The 19859-nt window shown below is 65.3% G+C and carries 18 protein-coding genes; 8 read left to right on the forward strand and 10 right to left on the reverse strand.

Annotated features, from left to right (window positions below; genetic code table 11):
• The 4 genes from E4L98_RS09990 to rsmB all read right to left on the reverse strand — a co-directional run.
• On the reverse strand, nt 1-399 hold a 399-nt coding region (locus E4L98_RS09990; protein ID WP_135201411.1), incomplete at its 3' end, for a response regulator.
• Between the two features lie 60 nt (nt 400-459).
• The gene (locus E4L98_RS09995) at nt 460-2757 is read right to left on the reverse strand and encodes an ATP-binding protein (RefSeq protein ID WP_135201412.1); all 2298 of its coding nucleotides are present in this window, start codon (nt 2755-2757) and stop codon (nt 460-462) included.
• Nucleotides 2758-3333, reverse strand: a complete 576-nt coding sequence (locus E4L98_RS10000; protein WP_229257340.1) for a DUF4390 domain-containing protein — start codon at nt 3331-3333, stop codon at nt 2758-2760. It abuts the gene before it with no gap.
• A 22-nt stretch (nt 3334-3355) separates the two neighbouring features.
• A complete protein-coding gene (rsmB, locus tag E4L98_RS10005) occupies nt 3356-4759 on the reverse strand; it encodes a 16S rRNA (cytosine(967)-C(5))-methyltransferase RsmB (protein WP_135201414.1) in 1404 nt (467 codons plus the stop codon).
• A 147-nt stretch (nt 4760-4906) separates the two neighbouring features.
• On the opposite strand from rsmB, the gene E4L98_RS30635 reads away from it, so the two are divergent.
• The 8 genes from E4L98_RS30635 to E4L98_RS10045 all read left to right on the forward strand — a co-directional run bounded on the left by E4L98_RS30635 (nt 4907) and on the right by E4L98_RS10045 (nt 11756).
• Complete coding sequence (locus tag E4L98_RS30635; RefSeq protein WP_229257341.1) at nt 4907-5482, forward strand: hypothetical protein; 576 nt, start codon at nt 4907-4909, stop codon at nt 5480-5482.
• A 118-nt stretch (nt 5483-5600) separates the two neighbouring features.
• Nucleotides 5601-7310 carry an arginine--tRNA ligase gene (gene argS / locus E4L98_RS10015; protein WP_135201415.1) on the forward strand — a complete coding sequence of 570 codons (1710 nt, stop codon included), beginning with the start codon at nt 5601-5603 and terminating at the stop codon, nt 7308-7310.
• 21 nt (nt 7311-7331) lie between these two features.
• A complete protein-coding gene (locus E4L98_RS10020; protein WP_135201416.1) occupies nt 7332-8027 on the forward strand; it encodes an SPOR domain-containing protein in 696 nt (231 codons plus the stop codon).
• A gap of 9 nt (nt 8028-8036) precedes the next feature.
• Nucleotides 8037-8714: a thiol:disulfide interchange protein DsbA/DsbL gene (locus E4L98_RS10025; RefSeq protein ID WP_135201417.1), complete on the forward strand. Its 678-nt coding sequence runs from the start codon at nt 8037-8039 to the stop codon at nt 8712-8714.
• Nucleotides 8715-8716: 2 nt separating this feature from the next.
• Nucleotides 8717-9508, forward strand: a complete 792-nt coding sequence (locus E4L98_RS10030) for an SDR family oxidoreductase (RefSeq protein WP_135201418.1) — start codon at nt 8717-8719, stop codon at nt 9506-9508.
• Nucleotides 9505-10293 carry a biotin--[acetyl-CoA-carboxylase] ligase gene (locus E4L98_RS10035; protein WP_135201419.1) on the forward strand — a complete coding sequence of 263 codons (789 nt, stop codon included), beginning with the start codon at nt 9505-9507 and terminating at the stop codon, nt 10291-10293. Before E4L98_RS10030 ends, E4L98_RS10035 begins: the two co-directional genes overlap by 4 nt.
• A complete protein-coding gene (locus E4L98_RS10040; protein WP_135201420.1) occupies nt 10290-11057 on the forward strand; it encodes a type III pantothenate kinase in 768 nt (255 codons plus the stop codon). The genes E4L98_RS10035 and E4L98_RS10040 overlap by 4 nt, the downstream gene beginning before the upstream one ends.
• A 12-nt stretch (nt 11058-11069) precedes the next feature.
• Nucleotides 11070-11756, forward strand: coding sequence for an SPOR domain-containing protein (locus E4L98_RS10045; protein WP_135201421.1), 687 nt, complete (start codon nt 11070-11072; stop codon nt 11754-11756).
• Here the strand turns inward: E4L98_RS10045 and E4L98_RS10050 are convergent, their stop codons facing one another.
• The 6 genes from E4L98_RS10050 to mreD are packed head-to-tail and all read right to left on the reverse strand — an operon-like array spanning nt 11757 to nt 19727.
• On the reverse strand, nt 11757-12929 hold the full coding sequence (locus tag E4L98_RS10050) for a septal ring lytic transglycosylase RlpA family protein (protein ID WP_135201422.1): 1173 nt from the start codon (nt 12927-12929) through the stop codon (nt 11757-11759). It lies immediately after the preceding gene.
• A 2-nt stretch (nt 12930-12931) separates the two neighbouring features.
• Nucleotides 12932-14896 carry a penicillin-binding protein 2 gene (mrdA, locus tag E4L98_RS10055; RefSeq protein WP_135201423.1) on the reverse strand — a complete coding sequence of 655 codons (1965 nt, stop codon included), beginning with the start codon at nt 14894-14896 and terminating at the stop codon, nt 12932-12934.
• Nucleotides 14893-16017 (reverse strand): rod shape-determining protein RodA, encoded by a 1125-nt coding sequence (rodA, locus tag E4L98_RS10060; protein ID WP_135201424.1) that lies wholly within the window; start codon nt 16015-16017, stop codon nt 14893-14895. The genes mrdA (E4L98_RS10055) and rodA (E4L98_RS10060) overlap by 4 nt, the downstream gene beginning before the upstream one ends.
• Nucleotides 16017-17132 carry a rod shape-determining protein RodA gene (rodA, locus tag E4L98_RS10065; protein ID WP_135201425.1) on the reverse strand — a complete coding sequence of 372 codons (1116 nt, stop codon included), beginning with the start codon at nt 17130-17132 and terminating at the stop codon, nt 16017-16019. The genes rodA (E4L98_RS10060) and rodA (E4L98_RS10065) overlap by 1 nt, the downstream gene beginning before the upstream one ends.
• A 12-nt stretch (nt 17133-17144) precedes the next feature.
• Nucleotides 17145-19202 carry a penicillin-binding protein 2 gene (mrdA, locus tag E4L98_RS10070; RefSeq protein WP_135201426.1) on the reverse strand — a complete coding sequence of 686 codons (2058 nt, stop codon included), beginning with the start codon at nt 19200-19202 and terminating at the stop codon, nt 17145-17147.
• A 12-nt stretch (nt 19203-19214) separates the two neighbouring features.
• Complete coding sequence (gene mreD, locus E4L98_RS10075) at nt 19215-19727, reverse strand: rod shape-determining protein MreD (RefSeq protein ID WP_135201427.1); 513 nt, start codon at nt 19725-19727, stop codon at nt 19215-19217.
• Nucleotides 19728-19859 lie beyond the last annotated feature (132 nt).

Consider the following 19859-nt stretch of genomic DNA (forward strand, 5'->3'; position numbering starts at 1 on the left):
CCGCGGCGCCAGCGCCGGCGCGCGCGCCACTTCCTGCGCGCGGCTCAGGCCGGCCTGCACGGCTTTCAGCAGCTTTTGCAGGGCAATCGGTTTTTCCAGGAAATTGAGCGCGCCGATCCGCGTCGCTTCCACCGCGGTATCGATGGTGGCATGGCCGGACATCATGATCACCGGCATGGTCAGCAAGCCATCGCGCTGCCACTCTTTCAGCAGGGTGACGCCATCGGTGTCCGGCATCCAGATATCGAGCAGCACCAGGTCCGGCGCACCCTGGGCACGCGCCTCGCGCGCCTGCTGGGCGTTTTCCGCCAGTTGTATTGCATGTCCCTCGTCGCTCAAGATTTCCGAGAGCAACTCGCGGATACCCATTTCATCGTCAACTACCAGAATGTTTGCCATCTTCCCTTGTCCTCATTTCGCCGCCCGTGGACGGCAATGATTTTTGTAGTTCATAGCACTTTAGCTATTTTGCGACGCCGGTGCTAACTTTAACAGCAAAATCAGTACCGACGCGCCACTTCTATCGACATGGTTCTGGATATCGATCCGACCGCCATGTTCATCGATAATTTTCTTGACCATCGCCAGGCCCAGGCCTGTGCCGCGCGCCTTGGACGTCACATACGGTTCGAACGCCCGCGCCAGGATTTTCGGCGCGAAGCCGGGACCATTATCGGAGATCGCCAGCCGGACCGCGGTGCGCGTGCTGCCGTCCGCGCCCTGATAATGAATGGCTTCGGTGATCACGTCAATGTGCGGCTGCGGTGCGCCCGCGGGCAGTTCGGCCATCGCGTCCTGGGCGTTCTGCAGCAGATTATGGATGACCTGGCGTAATTGCGTCGCATCGCCCATCACGCGCGGCAGCTGGGCGCCCAGTTGCGGGTGGATGATGTCGTTGCCCTCGCCGCTGATGTACAGATGCAGGATCTCGTCCACCAGCGCGTTCAGGTCGAGCGGCTCCAGCACCGCCGGCGGCGTCTTGGCGTAGTCGCGGAAGTCGTCCACCATGCGCTTCATGGCCGCCACCTGGTTGACGATGGTGTTGGTGCCTTTGTTCAACAACTCCACATCTTGCGGCGTCAGCTTGTCTTCGAGCTTCATCTGCAGCCGTTCCGCCGACAACTGGATCGGCGTCAGCGGATTCTTGATCTCGTGCGCCAGGCGTCGCGCCACCTCGCCCCAGGCGATCGAGCGCTGGGCCGAAATCACGTCGGAGATATCGTCGAACACCACCAGATAGCCGCTGCCGCCCTCCACCGGCAGACGCGAGCCGCGCGTCAGCAGGGTCAGGTCGTTGCCCTCGACGCTGGAGGACTGACGCGGCACCTCGATCTGGCGCTGCCAGTGCAGGCGCGCCAGATTGCGGCCGCCGGCCGACTGCGCCGACTGGGCGGCGAACGCCGCCACCACCGCCACGCCGAATTCCTGCAGACCCTCGATCTCGTTGAGCTTTTGCCCGATCATGGTGACGCCGGCCTGCTGCAGGATGCGCTCGACCGAGTCGTTGCAGCTGATCAGGTGGAATTCATGGTCCAGCACCATCACGCCGGCCGACATATTGGCCAGCACCGACTCCAGGTGGGCCTTGGCGTTTTGCAGCGCCACGCGGTTGCGCTCGACCGCGCTGCGGGCGTCCGACAGCTGGCGCGTCATGGTGTTGAACGATTGCGTCAGCGTGCCCAGCTCGTCCGAAGTGGCGACGATGGGCCGCGGCGACAGATCGCCCTCGGCCACCGCGCGCGTGCCCTCGGCCAGCAGCAGCAGCGGCTGGGCCAGGTCGCTGGCGATCAGGAAGGCGCTGGCGATGGCGCCGAACACCGCCAGCAGCAGGGTCAGCGTCAGCGTCACGATGTACATCTTGCGCAGCCCCGTGCGCGCATCGAAGCGTTCCTTGTAGTCGGCATAGGCGCGGCGGATGGTTTCGCCATCGGCCGCCAGCTGCGACGGCGCCAGCTGGAGCAGCTGCAGATAGCGCGGCGCCAGATGGGTGCCGTTCGGCTGCACCTTGTCGGGGATGGCCATCAGCACGCGCAGCCGCAACTGGCCGGCCGCCTCGGCCTGCGGCATCACCGGCGCGTTGACCAGGTCGCTGCGCAGCTCGCTGCCGCCCTCGGGCGCGCTGTAAACGGCGTCATTCTTGACCTTGCTCATCATGTCGCGCGTCGGCAGGTCAGCGCTGAGGTTGCCGCTGCGGCTGGCGCGCGCGCTGACCACCAGCCCGCCCTCGGCGTCGACGATGATGGCGTTCTGCATGCCGCTCTCGTTCTTGACCACCTGGGCCAGCACCGCACGCTCATTGCCGACCGGCTGCTCGGCCAGGTCCTGCACGGTGCGGTTGGCCACCACGGTCAGCTCGCCCACGGCGCGGTCCAGCCCGGCCCGGCTCAGGTTGATGCCGGACTCCAGCGCATCCTCGACCGGCACATTGAACCAGGAATCGATCGAGTGGGACACGAACAGCACCGACACCAGAAAGATGACCAGGCCCGGCAGCACGCCGATGGCGGCAAACAGCAGCACCAGCCGCGTCATCAGCCGCGAGCCGAACTTGCCGCTCTTGTAGCGTGAATACAGGCGGAACAGCGAGACCCCCACCAGCACCAGCAGCGAGCCGGCCACGGCCGCGTTCAGCAGCAGCAGCCAGTCGTAATAGCGGTCGAAAAAGCCGGAGTTGTCGGAGGCCGAGGCCAGCAGGAAAAGCAGGATGCTGACGATGGCGCCGCCAACGACCGAAAAATACCGCAGGGTGGTTTTCACTTACTCTGCCTTGTACAAGAAAGATTTCTTGTCAGATACCAGGCGCCATTCACTGTTGTTCAGCGCGTTGACCTTGAGCGGCTTGGGTACGTAGTTGGGGTCGAGGCCCATGCTGAGCTTGACGTTATACGTTTCGCCGGCCTTGAGCGCGCCGCGCGGCGCCACCAGCCAGCGGTTCGGCCGGCGGATCAGGAACAGCGCGTCGTCGAGCGAGGAGAAACTCTGGTGCACGCTGCCGCCGACCGCCACATTGTATTGCCGGGTCAGCACGTTATACGACAGGGTGACCGGCTGGCGCGCGGTGATGGCCTTTTCGTCGAACCAGTACCAGCGCGGGCGGGTGAATTCGATTTCGGTATAAAAATACAAGGTGCGGCCGTACTGCAGCGCTTCTTCCATCTCGTGGCTGAGTTCGAACCCATAGGTGGCCGACAAGCGGTAGCCGTCATCGGTGGCTTCGACCAGGGCGCGGCGGATTTCGATCCCTTCGGCGCGCGCCGGCTGCGGCAGCAACGCCAGCATCAGCAGCAAGGGCAGCAGAACAGCGGTCAGGCGTCGAAAAAGTCGTCGTGTCACTTGGGGGCCGGTACTCAAGAGGTTACGCATTTTTCTGGAAAAGCGCGTAAAACAAACCATCGTGATCCTGCCCGGAGCCGCCGGCGGGGAGCAATTGACCGGGCGCATCCAGTCGGACAGCCTGATTACGCACCGCAAAAGCAGCCGCCTGCGCCTCGGATTCCTGCGGCCACAAGGAACATGTCACAAATAGCAATTTACCACCCGGTGCCAGCATCTGCCAAAGGTTGTCCAGGATTTTTCCGGAAAGTGTTGCAAGTTGGAGCGTGTCGGCTTTGCGGCGCAGCCAGCGGATATCGGGGTGGCGGCGCACGATGCCGGAGGCGGTGCACGGCACGTCGGCCAGGATGCGGTCGAACGGCTGGCCATCCCACCAGCCCGCGGTCTGGGCTTCGGCCGCCTTCAGATCGGCCGTGAGTTGCAGCCGCTCGAGGTTTTCGCCGACGCGCGCCAGGCGCTTGGGATCGGCGTCGAGCGCGGTGACGTCCACGTCAGCCAATTCCAGGATGTGGCAGGTCTTGCCGCCCGGCGCGGCGCAGGCGTCCAGCACGCGCATGCCGTCCCGCACGTCCAGAAGCGGCGCCGCCAGCTGGGCGCCGGCATCCTGCACCGACACCACGCCCTCGGCAAAGCCGGGGATCAGCTGCACGCCGACCGCCTTGTCCAGCCGCACGGCGTATGGGCCGATCTGGCTGGCCGCCATGCCGGCCCCTGCCAGGGTGGCCAGATATTGCGCCATGCTGGTCTTGCGGCTGTTGATGCGCAAGGTCAGCGGCGGCGCCTGGTTGCCGCTGCTTAAGACCGCCTGCCAGTCCTGCGGCCAGGCGGCCTTGGCGGCATCGATCCACCACTGCGGATAATTCCATTTTGCCACCGGTTGCAGCAGCGCGGTCGCCAGCAGATCCCTGCGTTCGCGCAGGAAGCGGCGCAGCACCGCGTTGACCATGCCCTTGGCGCGCGCCGTGTCCGGATGGGACTCGGCGGCGGTCACGGTCTGGTCGACCACGGTGAACTCTTCGTACGGCGGCACCTCGTCCGGCGCGGCCAGCAATGCCAGCGCGCACGACAGCAGGGCCGACACCAGCGGCTCCGGTGCCTTGGGCGCCATCAGCGAGACCAGCGTCTCGCTCTGGCCCAGCAGGCGCATGGCGCGGTAAGCGATGTCCTGCATGGCGCCGCGCGCCTGCGGCGTGGCTTCGTGTTTCGCCCACACCTGGGCCAATGCCTGCGGCAGATTGGTGCCGGTTTTCACTTGCGCCAGGGCGTTGGCGGCGCCAATCAGGCTGTAGGCCAATGAATCTGGCTTCAGACTGGTCTGGAAGCTGGTCTGCAACGCAGGCTTCAGGTCGCGCGCATGACTGGCGCGCAGTTTCGGCGCTGCCGGCTTGGCGGGCGATTTCAAAGTGAGCGTTGGACGCTTGTTCATATGCTAATTCCAGAGTGGGTGACGGCCGTGATCGCGCAGTATACATTAGCGCCCAGACCAAGGCGACGGCGCGATCTGTAAAAGCTTGTATCAAAATGGGCTGAGACAAGCCAAACGTGCGCCCACCCCCGGGAGTAGCATGGGAGGATGGCAGCACAAACCAGTCACGAACCCACCAGCGACCAGATCCTGCGGCGCCTGACCGCCGTGGAAATTGATGTCGCGGTAATCAGGTCGAATTACGCGACGCGGGACGATATTGCCAGTCTCCAAGCCGCCATTGCCCATACGCACCTCCTGATTGCCGAGACGAAGCAGCGCATCTCCGACACCACTGCCGAGACCCGGGCGATGCTGGCCAAAGCTATCGCCGACACACGCGAGGCTAGCGCGAAATCGGAAGCCGAAACCCGTGAGCTGCTGGCAAAATCAGAGGTCGAGACACGCGAGCTGATTGCTAAATCGGAGGCAGCCTGGCGCGAGGCACTAGCCAAGTCCGAGACAGGCTGGCGTGAGGCACTAGCCCAGTTCGAGGCTGGTACGCATGCGTCGCTGGCTGCGCTGGCAAAAGCCGACGCCGATTTGCGTGAATCGATTACTCACACACACACATTGATCGCGGAGCTGGAAACCCGCCTGATCAAATGGTTCGTGGCCACCGCCGTCACCCTGGCCGGCTTATCGGGCAGCCTGGCATTTCTCGCGGCAAAATTTATACATTAGCAATATTCTTCCTGCTCCACAGTCGCCCCCCTGCGCCCGGTCAACCCGGTATAATGACCGCTGTTTGGCCGGTGCCAACGCACCCGCCGTGTCCACTATCTGATGAATTTTTAAGCGCATGCTAGCCCAACAAAAACAAGATATCGCCGCCCTGTTCCAGGCCGCCCTCGCCCCCATCCTCGCCGGCACCGACGTCACCGCCAACGTCGTGCTGGAACGTCCGCGCGATCCGGCGCACGGCGACGTTGCCTGCAACATTGCCATGCAACTGGCCAAGCAGCTGAAAATGAATCCGCGCGAACTGGCCACCAAGGTGGTCGAGGCCCTGCTGGCCAACCCCGCGCGCAACGGTCTGGTGGACAGCGCCGACATCGCCGGCCCCGGCTTCATCAACTTGCGCGTGAGCGCCGCCGCCAAGCAGGCCGTGGTCAAGACCGTGCTGGCGCAGGGCGCCAGATTCGGCCAGGCCGACACCGGCGCCGGCAAGAAAGTCATCATAGAATTCGTCTCCGCCAACCCGACCGGCCCGCTGCACGTGGGTCACGGCCGCCAGGCGGCGCTGGGCGACGCGCTGTCGTCGCTGTTCGCCTCGCAGGGCTACGACGTCACCCGCGAGTTCTATTACAACGATGCCGGCGTGCAGATCCAGACCCTGGCCAACTCGGTGCAGGCGCGCCTGCGCGGCTACAAGCCGGGCGACGCCGCATGGCCGGAATCGGCCTACAACGGCGACTACATCGCCGACATCGCCGCGGACTTCCAGGCGAAGAAGACCGTCTCGGCCTCCGACGGCGAGCCAGCCACCGCCTCCGGCGACATCGAGGACATCGAATCGATCCGCGCCTTCGCCGTAACCTATCTGCGCAACGAGCAGGACATCGACCTGCAGGCTTTCGGCGTCAAGTTCGACAACTACTACCTGGAATCCTCGCTGTACTCGGACGGCAAGGTGGACGCAGCGGTCGAGATGCTGAAAAAATCCGGCAAGACCTACGAGGAAGACGACGCCCTGTGGCTGCGCACCGAGGACTACGGCGACGACAAGAACCGCGTGATGCGCAAGAAGGACGGCACCTACACCTACTTCGTGCCGGACGTGGCCTATCACATCGTCAAATTCCAGCGTGGCTACCACCAGGCCATCAACGTCCAGGGCTCGGACCACCACGGCACCATCGCGCGCGTGCGCGCCGGCCTGCAGGCGGTCGGCCTGGGCATCCCGCAGGGCTTCCCCGACTACGTGCTGCACAAGATGGTCACCGTGATGAAGGGCGGCGAAGAGGTCAAGATCTCCAAGCGCGCCGGCTCCTACGTCACCGTGCGCGACCTGATCGAATGGTCGGGCGGCGGCGACATCACCAAGGGCCGCGACGCCGTGCGCTTCTTCCTCATCTCGCGCAAGGCCGACACCGAATTCGTGTTCGACGTCGACGTCGCGCTCAAGACCTCGGACGAAAACCCGGTCTACTACGTCCAATACGCCCACGCTCGCATCTGCCGCATGCTGGAACAATGGACCGGCGCCGAAGCCGACCTGGCCAATGTCGACCTGTCGCCGCTGACCGCGCCGACCGAGGCGGCGCTGTTGGCCACCCTGGCCGCGTACCCCGAAACGCTGGCGCGCGCGCAGGCGGAACTGGGGCCGCACCAGATCGCGTTCTACCTGCGCGACCTGGCCGCCAACCTGCACAGCTTCTACTTCGCGGAACGCGTGCTGGTGGACGACGAGGCGCTGAAAGCCGCGCGCATCGCCCTGATGGTCGCCACCCGCCAGGTGCTGCGCAACGGCCTGGCGCTGATCGGCGTTTCCGCTCCTGAAAAAATGTAATCGCGAAGGACATCCCGCACAATGAATTTCCGCTCCAGCCGCTCCAGCTTGATTCGTCCGCGCAGCAAACAGCAGGGCAACACTTTCATCGGCATCGTCATCGGCCTGGTCATCGGCCTGAGTATCGCCGTCGTCGTGGCACTGATGATTACCAAGGGCTCGACGCCATTCACGGACAAGGGTCATCCGGGCAAGGCTGCGGAACCGACCGCGGGACAGATCGCCGATCCGAACAAGCCGATGTACGGCAACAAGGACGCGGCGCGCGAAGCCGCCAAGGACTTCGCGAAAGACCAGCATGCGCCCGCACCCGCGGCGCCGGCTCCGGCCCCGGCGGCCAGCGCGGCCGATCAGCTGCAGGCCGTGGTGGACAAGATCCAGGCTGCGCCTTCCAGGCCGGCGCCAGCCGCCACGCCGAACGCCGCCAATGTCACGCCGCAGCCGGTGGCGAAAGCGCCGGCCGCCGATGCCGGCGACGAGAAATTCATCTATTATCTGCAGGCTGGCGCTTTCCGCGAACTGGCCGACGCCGAAAACGCGCGCGCCAAACTGGCCCTGCTGGGTTTTGAAGCCAACATCTCGGACCGCTCGACCGACACCGGCGTACTGCATCGTGTGCGCGTCGGGCCTTACACCCAGGTCGAGGCCATGAACAAGGCCCGTGGCAAGCTGTCCGAAAACGGCGTTGACGTCGCCGTGGTACGTAACCAGAAATAAGGAGTAACGATGCGCGTCCTGAAATTCGCCCTGAGCGCCGCCGCACTGAGCGTGTTCGCCCTGACTTCTTCCGCCTCGCCGGCCGATCCGAAAAACGGCGTCGAATACAAAACCCTGCCGACGCCGCAGCCGGTGGACGCGGTCGGCAAAAAAGTCGAAGTGATCGAGTTCTTCGACTACGCCTGCCCGCACTGCGCCGCCTTCGACGGCGCGCTGAACGCCTGGGTGAAAAAACAGGGCGACAACATCGTCTTCAAGCGCGTGCACATCTCGCGTCCGGGCACCGACCTGCCGCAGGAAAAAATGTTCTTCACGCTGCAGGCCATGGGCGCGCTGACGCCAGAGCTGCACACCAAGGCCTTCAACGAAATCCACGTCAACCACAACCCGATGCGCCGCGACGAACAGGTGTTCGACTTCATCGCCAGACAGGGCGTCGACAGGCAGAAATTCATCGACACCTACCGCGGCTTTGGCGTGGCCGGCAGCGTGCGCCGCGCCACCGCCATGATGGACGCCTACGCCATCGACTCCTGGCCGACCCTGGCCGTGGACGGCAAATACATCACCTCCCCAAGCCAGGCCGACGCCGAAAAACAATCGGCCACCACCGAAGCCCAGCTGCACGGCGAAGTGGTGCAGGTGCTGGACGCGCTGGTCGCCAAGGCCAAGGCCGAGAAGAAATAAGCATGACGCCATTGCGCGTCTTCATCACAGGCGCTTCCAGCGGCATCGGCGCCGCCCTGGCGCGCCAGTATGCGGCGCAGGGCGCCACGCTCGGCCTGCTGGCCCGGCGCGGTGCCGCGCTGGAAGCATTGATCGCCACCCTGCCCAATTCCGCGCGGCACCGCGCCTACGCGGTCGACGTGCGTGACCACGCCGCCATCGCCGAAGCGGCGCAGGCTTTCCTGTGCTACGCGGGCGGCGCCGACGTGGTGATCGCCAACGCCGGCGTCTCGGTCGGCACGCTGACCGAATACGCCGAGGACATCGCGGTGTTCGACACCATCATCGCCACCAATCTGGTGGCCACCGCCGCCACCTTCTCGCCCTTCATCGCCGCCATGCGCGCCGCATGGCAGACATCGGGCACGCCGGCACGGCTGGTCGGCATCGGCAGCGTGGCGGGCATACGCGGCCTGCCCGGCGCGGAAGCGTACAGCGCCTCCAAGGCTGCGGTGATCAGCTATTGCGAATCGCTGCGGCTGGAGATGAAACCGCAGGGCATCAAGGTGGTCACCATCTGCCCCGGCTACATCGACACACCGATGACGCGGAAGAATCCTTACCCCATGCCTTTCCTGATGGACCCGGACAAGTTTGCCGCCAGGGCCGCGCAGGTGATCGCCGCCGGCGACAGCTACGCGGTGATTCCGTGGCAGATGGGCGTGGTCGCCAAGGTGCTGCGCATGCTGCCCAACGTCCTGTACGACCTGGCCTTCGTCAACGCCCCGCACAAACCTCGCAAGACCGCATCATGAGCACTCTGAACGCCGCCGACATCGCAGCCCACTGCGCCACCTCCGCCACCCACGTGACGATCGAGGTGGTGGAGGAAACCGGCTCCACCAACGCCGACCTGCTGGCGCGCATCGCGTCGCTGCCAGGCCCGCTGCTGCGCATCGCCGAAAACCAGACCGCGGGCCGGGGCCGCGCCGGCCGCAGCTGGCTGTCCAGGCCCGGCGCCGCGCTGATGTTCTCGCTGGCCTGGCGCTTCAAGGGACCGCTGCACAAGATGTCCGGGCTGCCGATGGCGGTCGGCGTGGCGCTGGCCGAAACCATCGCCGCGCTGGGCGTGCCGGTGCAGATCAAATGGCCGAACGACCTGCTGCGCGACGGCGCCAAGCTGGCCGGCATCCTGGTCGAAACGCAGAAGACCGACGACGCCATCTGGGCCGTGATCGGCGCCGGCATCAACCTGCTGATGCCGGACGAGCTGGAACAAGCGATCGGCCGCGAAGTGGCCGCCGCGCCCTGGCTGGCGCAGATGGACCGCAACCAGCTGATGGCCGCCCTGCTCAGCCGCCTGGCCGCCGTGCTGGCGGAATTCGACGACACCGGCTTCGCGCCATTCGCCGAACGCTGGAACGCGCTGCACGCCTGGCGGGACAAGGACGTCGTCCTGCTGGATAATGGCGCTGTGGTCCGGCAGGGCCGCGCGGCCGGCGTGGACGCCCTCGGCCGCCTGCTGCTGGACACGCAACAGGGCCGCGTCGAAATCCTGTCCGGCGACGTCTCGCTGCGCTTGTCGGGAGCACAACCATGATCTTGCTGATCGATGCAGGCAACACCCGCGTCAAATGGGCGCTGGCCGAGGTCGAGGGACAACTCGGCGCGTGGCGCGCATCCGGCGCGGTCACCCATGCCGACCTGCCGCAACTGGAAATGATGTGGGGCGAGGCCACCGCAGACCAGGGCGTCGACCGCATCCTGATCGCCAACGTGGCCGGCAACGCGCTGCGCGTGCATCTGGAATACGTGCTGCAGCGGACCTTCCCCGCCCTGCTGCCGCACCTGGGCATCGAATGGTTCGCTTCCGTGCCGCGGCTGGCCGGCATCACCAACGGCTACCGCAATCCGGCGCAACTGGGCTGCGACCGCTTTGCCGCCGCCATCGGCGGCCACACGCTGGCGCCGGGGCTGCCCATCATCGTGGTCAACTGCGGCACCGCCACCACCATCGACGCCGTCACGGCGGACGGCCGCTTCCTGGGCGGGATGATACTGCCGGGTCTCGGCCTGATGGCCAGCTCGCTGGCACGCAACACCGCGCAGTTGCCGCAGATCGCGCAAGACGGTAAGCTGCCGGACGGATTCGCCGACAATACCGACGACGCCATCCTGAGCGGCATACTGGCCGCGCAAAGCGGCGCCATCGAACACGCCTGCGCCGCACACCAGGCGGCCGAATGCATCATCTCCGGCGGCGCCGCGCCGTACATCGCGCCGATGCTGAAGGTGCCGTACCGTATCGTCGAAAACATCGTACTGACAGGATTGCACGCCGCCAGCCGTGGCAGTGCCGAATAAGGAATACGCTCCGTGCTGAAGTTCATTTTCTGGTCGCTGCTCGCCGTGAATGCCGCGCTGTTCGCGTATGGACGCGGCTATCTCGGCCACTTCAGCGGCAACGAGCGCGAGCCGGAGCGCATGGCCAACCAGCTCAACGCCAACAAGCTGACGATCATCTCGGCCGAAAAGGCCAATGCCGCGGCGGCCGCGGTCAACACAAGCGCCGCAGCGGACGCCAAGGCGGCGCAGGAAGTGCAGGCCTGCCTGGAAATCGGCAGCTTCGTGCTGGCCGATGCGCGCCGCTTCGAACGCCAGCTGGAGGCGCTGAACCTGGGTGACCGCCAGTCGCGCCACAACGTCGCCGGCAGCGAAGTATCGAGCTATATCGTTTATATTCCGCCGCAAGGCAGCAAGGAAGGCGCCGACAGGAAAGCCGGCGAACTGCGCGCACTGGGCGTCACCAACTACTACATCATCCAGGAAAACTCGCCGCTGCACTGGGGGATTTCGCTGGGCGTGTTCAAGACCGAAAACGCGGCACAGAACCAGCTGGCGGCGCTGATGAAACAGGGCGTGCGCACCGCGCGCGTGGCGCCGCGCCTGAGCGGCAGCAAACTGCTGGCCTTCCAGTTCCGCGATGTGGACGCCGACCTGAAGGCCAGGCTGGAAAAAATCCGGACCGACTACCCCAATACCGACGTGCGCAACTGCAAATAGTCAGCGCTGCACGATGATCGGCTTCAGCCCCAGCGACGACGGCAACGCCTGCGCCGCCTGCTGCGCTTCCTGACGGCTGGCGAACGGACCGCTGAACAGGCGGAATACGGATCCGCCCTGCACCACTTCCAGGCCATTGACCCCGTTGGCGGCCAGCTTGCCGCGCACCGCTTCCGCATTCTCGTTGCGTGCGTAGGCGCCCAGCTGCAGGTAGAAACCGCCCGCCAGCGCCGGTGCCGGCACGGGTGCGGCATAGGACACGGGCGCGCGGTCGGCCAGCATCAGCGTTTCGATGTCCTTGGGGGCAGCGGAGGTGGCAGCGGTGGTAGCAGTGGTGGCGGCCGTGCCGGATACCGGCTGCGGCTGCAGCACCAGCGGTTGCTCGATCATGGTTGCCGTCACGCTCGGCGTCGGCGCCGTGCCTGGCGTGGCCGCCGCCAGCTTGGCCTTGGGCTCGGGCGTCAGGCGCGCCTTGGTGGACGTCGCCAAACCGTCACGCGTGGCGAGGATGCGGTCGATTTCCTCCGGCAGGATGCGGTCGATCTTCAGCTCGTGGCTGCCCTTGCCCAGCAGGCCCAGTTTCAGCGCCGCCGTGTACGACACGTCGATGGCGCGGTTGGAGTGGAACGGACCACGGTCGTTGATGCGCACGATCACCGTGGCGCCGGTGACCAGATTGGTCAGGCGCGCGTACGAGGGGATCGGCAGGATCGGATGCGCGGCTGTCATCTTGTACATGTCGTACAGCTCACCGGACGACGTGCGCTGGCCATGGAACTTCTTGCCATACCAGCTGCCGACGCCAACCTGCGAATACGGCTGATCGTCCGTGATCGGCGTGTAGGTTTTGCCGAAGACAACGTACGGCTTGTTGGCGCGCGCCAGCAAGGGATCGTTGCGCACCTCGGCGTCGGGCGTGTCGATCAGATTGGGCGGCGGCGAATCGCCGGGACCATCGTCCTGATAGTAGCCGCCGCGCCCGGAGTTCGCCGGCGGCAGCACCGGCAGCGACGGATCGGGCTTGCTGGTGGACGGCGCCTTGATCACCGGGCCGCCCGGCTTGACCGGGCGCGGCGCCGATTCGGTGCCGACCGGCGCCGTGCCGCAGCCGACCAGCGCCAGCGCGGCCGCCAGCGCGGAGAGATGAAGGACATGCCGGCGTAGCACGCGCATCGTCAGTTACCCCTGGCCGCAGCCGCCGCTGCCGCCTCTTCCAGCGTCTGGCCTTCCACCGGCAACACCGTCTCCGCGTCTTCTTTTTCCACTTTCGTCTTGTCCTTCTCCGCGGGGCGTTTGCCCAGCAGGTAATAATCCAGAGCCTTGCGCGCGATCGGAGCGGCCTGCTCGCCGCCCTTGCCCGCGTTTTCCACCACCATCGCCAGCACGATGCGCGGCTTGTCCACCGGCGCGAACGCCGTGAACAGCGCGTTGTCACGCAGGCGTTCGGCCAGCCGCGCGGCGTTGTATTTCTCGCCTTTTTTGATCGTGATCACCTGCGCGGTGCCGGTCTTGCCGCCCACCGTGTAGCCGGCGCCGGCGAAGGCGCGATAGCCGGTGCCGCCAGGTTCGCTGGTCACGCCCACCATCGCGTTCTTGACGAAATCGACGTGCTCCTGCCTGAGCGGAATACGATAGCTTTCCTGCGCCACCGTCAGCTTGCGCGCGCGGGTGATGCTGTCTTCGACGATCTTCACCAGGTGCGGCTTCATCACCACGCCGTTGTTGGCCAGATTGGCGACAGCGTGCGCAATCTGCAAAGGCGTATAGGCGTTGTAGCCGGACCCGTTGCTGACCGAGATAGTATCACCACCTACCCATCTGCCCGCCACACCTTTGTAACGCTTCTGTTTCCACTCCGGCGACGGCAGCACACCGGCCTTCTCGTTATCGAGGTCGATGCCGGTCCGTTCGCCGAAGCCGAACGGCTTCATGAAATCATGGATGGCGTTGATGCCCATGTCGTGACCCAGCTCGTAGTAATAGGTATTGCACGACACGATGATCGAACGGCGCATGTCCACCGAACCGTGCCCGCCGGGGACGTCGTCGTTGAAGCGATGGCCGCCCAGCATGTAGTAGCCGGGGTCGTAGGTAACCTGGGTCGGCGTGCGCTTGCCCAGCTCCAGCGCGGCCAGCGCCATGAACGGCTTGAAGGTGGAACCCGGCGCGTAGGTGCCGGACAGCGGACGGTTCACCATCGGCCGGTCCAGCGAAGTATTCAGCTCGTTCCAGCTTTGCGCGTCGATGCCGTCCACGAACAGATTCGGATCGTAGCCGGGGCGCGAGACGTAGGCCAGGATGTCGCCGGTCGAGGGCTCGATCGCCACCAGCGCCCCGCGCCTTTCGCCGAACGCCTCCTCGACGACTTTTTGCAGCTCGATGTCGATCGACAGTATCAGGTTGGCGCCCGGCTTGGCGTCGGTGCGCGACAGCGTGCGGATCGCGCGGCCGCCGGCCGACACTTCCACTTCCTCGTAGCCAGTCTGGCCGTGCAGCTGCTTCTCGTAGCTTTTCTCCAGACCTTCCTTGCCGATATGGTCGGTGCCCTTGTAGTTGGCGCCATCGTCGCTGTCCTCCAGCGCCTCGGCTTCGGCGCGGCTGACGCGGCCGATGTAGCCGATCACGTGCGAGGCCGTTTCACCCAGCGGATACTGGCGGAACAGGCGCGCCTGCACCTCCACACCGGGGAATCGGAAGTGCTGGGCGCTGAAGCGCGCCACTTCCTCGTCGGTCAGGCGGGTGCGCAGCGGCACGCTCTCGAACCCCTTGGACTCTTCCAACAGCTTTTTAAACCGTTTGCGGTCCTTGACGTCGATCTCCACCAGTTTGGCCAACTCGTTGATGGTGTCATCGAGCGTCGCGGTCAGCCTGGATGGCGTGATCTCCAGCGTATAAGCCGAGTAGTTGCGCGCCAGGACCACGCCATTGCGGTCCAAAATCAGACCGCGATTCGGCACGATCGGCACCAGTGAAATGCGGTTCTCTTCGGCCTTGACAGCGAAGTCGCTGTGTTTCACCACCTGCAGCCACAGGAAGCGTGCCAGCAGCAGGAAAAAGCACAGGAATACCATCCCGCCCAGCACCGTTACGCGCAGGCGGAATTCGCGCATCTCCTGTTCCGTATCCTTGATCTCGGTCATGCGCGCACTCCGCTGCGCACCGCGCGGCTATGGCGCTGGATACTCATCAAAATGCCGCCGCCCAGTCCCAGCGTCATCAGCGCCGTGCCGCCGTAGCTCATGAACGGCAACGGCACGCCCACCACCGGCACGATGCCGCTGACCATGCCCATGTTGACGAAGGCATAGGTGAAGTAAATCATGGTGACGGCGCCGGCCAGCAGCCGCGTGAACAGGGTCGCTGCGCTCAAGGTGATGCTCAGCCCGCGCCAGATCAGCAGCAGGTACAGCACCATCAGCACCAGGTTGCCGACCAGGCCGAACTCCTCGGAGAACACGGCGAAGATAAAATCGGTGGTGCGCTCGGGGATGAATTCAAGATGCGCCTGGGTGCCACGGGTCCAGCCCTTGCCGGTGACGCCGCCCGAGCCGATGGCGATCATCGACTGGATGATGTGGAAGCCTTTGCCCAGCGGGTCGTGATACGGATCGATCAGCGTCAGCACGCGGTCGCGCTGGTAGTCGTGCATCACCGCCCACAGCGCCGGCAGCGCGGCCGCCGCGGCCAGGCCCAGTGCGCCCAGCGCCTTCCACGACACGCCGCCGAGAAAGATCACGCAGGCGCCGGCCATGGTCACCAGCATGGCGGTACCGAGGTCGGGCTGGCGCGCGATCAGGCCGGCCGGTATCGCCAGCAGCACCGCCGCGATGATGTAGGTCTGCCAGCGGATATGCCCCTGCTCGCGCTGGAAGAACCAGGCCAGCATCAGCGGCATGGCGATCTTCATCAGTTCCGACGGCTGGATCTGCGTGCCGACGTACAGCCAGCGGCGCGAGCCGCCCTTGATCACGCCGAACAGCGCCACCGCCACCAGCAAGGCCACGCCCAGCGCGTAGGCCGGCACGGCCAGCCGCATCATCATCTGCGGCGGGATATTCGCCACCAGCCACATGACCAGCACCGCCGCGGCGATATTGCGCAGCTGGTCCGCCACCTTGCCGGGAATGGCGATGCCGGCCGAGTAGAGCGTGACCAGGCCGACCGACAGCAGCGCGGCGATGATCAGCGCCAGCGGCGCATCGAACACCATCACGTGGGGGCGCAGCCGCTGCCGCCACGTGCCTCCCTGCGCCAGGCCCATCAGGTCTGCACCAGCTTGCGGTGGCGCTGTATGCTCATCAGGATGCCCGCGCCCAGGCCCAGCGTCAGCAGCGCGGTGCCGCCGTAGCTCATGAACGGCAGCGGCACGCCCACCACCGGCAGGATGCCGCTGACCATGCCCATGTTGACGAAGGCGTAGGTGAAGTAAATCATGGTCACCGCGCCGGCCAGCAGGCGCGTGAAGAAGCTCGGCGCATTCCCGGCGATCATCAGGCCGCGGCCGATCAGCATCAGGTACAGCACCATCAGGATCAGGTTGCCGACCAGCCCGAATTCCTCGGAATAGACCGCGAAGATAAAGTCGGTGGTGCGCTCGGGAATGAATTCCAGATGCGCCTGGGTGCCGTGGGTCCAGCCCTTGCCCGTGACGCCGCCCGAACCCACCGCGATGGTCGACTGGATGATGTGGAAGCCCTTGCCCAGCGGGTCGGTGGTCGGGTCGATCAGCGTCATCACGCGCTCGCGCTGGTAATCGTGCAGTACCGACCAGACGATGGGCAGCGCCGCCGCCCCGGCCATGAACAACGCCACCAGCGCCTTCCACGACAGGCCGGCCAGGAAGATCACGCAGAAGCCGGCCGCCACCACCAGCAACGCCGTGCCCAGGTCGGGCTGGCGCACGATCAGGCCGACCGGCACGATCAGCAGCAGCGCCGCGATGGCGTACGATTGCCAGGTCAGATGCCCTGAACGGCTCTGGAAAAACCACGCCAACATCAGCGGCGTGACGATCTTCATGAATTCGGACGGCTGGATGTCGGCCACGCCGACGTGCAGCCAGCGCCGCGCACCCAGCTTGATGGTGCCAAACAGCGCCACGCACACCAGCAAAAACACCCCGAACGCGTACGCCGGCACGGCGATCCGCATCATCATCTGCGGCGTGATGTTCGCCACCAGCCACATGATGCCGAAGGCCAGTAAGATGTTGCGCACCTGGTCTTCCATCTTGCCGGGGATACCCAGGCTGGCGGAATACAGCGTGACCAGGCTGACCGTCAGCAGCATGATGATGATGACGGTCAGCGGACCGTCGAACACGGTGAAATAGGGTCGCATGCGACGCCACAGCGAACGTCTTTCATGTATGCGCATGATGGGTGATCCTTATTGTTTCTTCCGGGCCGGGGTCGCGGCGGGCGACACCGGCGAGGCGGCCGGCGCCGGCGTCTGTGGCGGCGGAGCGGGCGCCGGTGCGGGATCGCGGCGCGCCTCGGCGGCGGCGGCGGCGGCTTCCGCCTCGACCGGATCTTCGATCGGTACGATCATCTCGGCGTCTTCTTTCGGCACCTTGGTGGTTTCCTTGTCGGCCGGGCGTTTGCCCAGCAGGTAGAAGTCGAGCGCCTTGCGCGCGATCGGCGCGGCGATCTCGGCGCCCCAGCCGGCGTTTTCCACCACCATGGCCACTACGATCTTGGGCTTGTCGGCCGGCGCGAAGGCGGTGTACAGCGCGTTGTCGCGCAGGCGTTCGGCCAGTGCGGCGGCGTTGTACTTCTCGTTGGCCTTGATGCCCACCACCTGCGCGGTGCCGGTCTTGCCGCCGGAGGTATAAGCCGCGTTGGCGAAGGCGCGGTAGGCGGTGCCGCCAGGTTCGCTGTTCACGCCCACCATCGCGCTCTTGATGGTGTTGATGTTTTCCGGCTTGAGCGGGATGCGGTAGCTTTCCTTCGGCACGGTAAGCTTGCGCGCGCGCGTGCCGCCGTCTTCGATGATCTTCACCAGGTGGGGTTTCATCACCACGCCGTCGTTGGCCAGGTTGGCCATGGCGTGGGCGATCTGCAGCGGCGTGTACGAGTTGTAGCCGGAACCGTTGCTGACCGAGATGGTGTCGCCGCCCACCCAGCGACCGGCATTGCCCTTGAAACGTTTGGCCTTCCACTCCTTGGACGGCAGCACGCCGGTCTTTTCGTTATCGAGGTCGATGCCGGTCTTCTGGCCGAAGCCGAACGGCTTCATAAAGTCGGTGATCGAGTCTATCCCCATGTCGTTGCCGAGGATGTAGTAGTAGGTATTGCAGGAGACGATGATGGACCGGCGCATGTCCACATTGCCATGGCCGCCGACCTTATCGTCGCGGAATTTGTGGCCGCCCAGGTAGAAAAAGCCGGGATCGGCGTAGGTCTGGCCGGCGGTGCGCTTGCCCAGCTCCAGCGCGGCCAGCGCCATGAACGGTTTGAAGGTGGAACCCGGCGCGTAGGTGCCGGACAGCGGGCGGTTCACCATGGGCCGGTCCAGCGAAGTATTCAGCTCGCTCCAGCTCTGCGCGTCGATACCGTCGACAAACAGATTGGGATCGTAGCCGGGGCGCGAGACGTAGGCCAGGATGTCGCCGGTTTCCGGTTCGATGGCGACGAAGGCGCCGCGCCATTCGCCGAACGCTTCCTCCACTACCTTCTGCAACTCGATGTCGATCGACAGTATCAGGTTGTTGCCCGGCGTGGCCGGGGTGCGCGACAGGGTGCGGATGGCGCGGCCGCCGGCCGAGACTTCCACCTCCTCGTAGCCGGTCTGGCCGTGCAGCTGCTTCTCGTAGCTTTTTTCCAGCCCCTCCTTGCCGACATGGTCGGTGCCCTTGTAGTTCGGGCCATCGTCGGTGGCTTCGATGGCCTTGACCTCGGATTGGTTGATGCGGCCGATGTAGCCGATCACGTGCGACGCGGTTTCGCCCAATGGGTACTGGCGGAACAAACGCGCCTGCACTTCCACGCCGGGGAAGCGGAAGCGCTGCGCGGTGAAGCGCGCCACTTCGTCGTCGGTCAGGCGGGTGCGCAGCGGCACGCTTTCGAAACCCTTGGATTCATCCAGCAGCTTCTTGAAGCGCTTGCGGTCCTTGATGTCCACCGTGACCAGCTTGGACAGCTCGTCGATGGTTTCGTCCAGCGTGGCATTCAGCTTCGACGGCGTGATCTCCAGCGTGTAGGCCGAGTAGTTGCGCGCCAGGACCACGCCATTGCGGTCCAAAATCAGGCCGCGATTCGGCACGATGGGGACGATGGCGATGCGGTTTTCTTCGGCCTTGACGGCGAAGTCGCTGTATTTGACGATCTGCAGCCAGACGAAGCGCAACAGCAGCAGCGCGAAGCAGACGAACACCATCCCGCCCAGCACCGTCAGGCGCAGGCGGAACTGCTGGAGTTCGCGCTGGTTGTCCTTAATCTCAGTCATGACAATGCGGCGTCAGATCGGGCGCGTGTGGTCTTTGTCGACCGCGCGGCGCTGCGGCGCCAGCAGCAGCCAGCTGGTGAGCGGCCACAGGACGGCGGCCATCGCGCTCTCGACGAAGTAGAACCAGTCGGGGAATTTGCCGGACACGAAGAAGCGCACGATCAGTTGCACCAGCTGCGCCATCGCCAGCAGCGGGAACACGTGCGCGGCCTGGGTCCAGATCGGGAACCACAGCATGCGACGATGCAGCATGATGGCGCAGTAGGACAGCAGCGTGTAGGCCAGCGCGTTCTCGCCCAGCAGCGTGGAGTCGTGCACGTCCATCAGCAGGCCGAGGACGAATGCGGTGCCGATGCCGACCTTGCGCGGCTGATGCACGCCCCAGAACACCAGCAGCAGCGCGACGAAATCCGGCACGCCGACGAAGTGCCCCCAGGGCAGCAGGTTGAGCAGGAAAGCGCAGAACAGGCTGAACGCGATGAACAGCGGGCTGACCGGCAGCAGGATATAGTGCGGACGATTCATCGTGCCGGCTCCTTGGATGGTGTGGCGGCCGGCGTGACTGCGGCACCGGCCGGGCGCGGCGTTACGGTGGTGGCGCCAGTAGCGGCCGGCGGCGCAGCGGCTGGACGCGCGAGGGAAGCGCCGGTTGCGGGC

Origin of the sequence: Duganella callida, assembly GCF_004614165.1 — a bacterium.
Lineage (GTDB): Bacteria > Pseudomonadota > Gammaproteobacteria > Burkholderiales > Burkholderiaceae_D > Rugamonas > Rugamonas callida.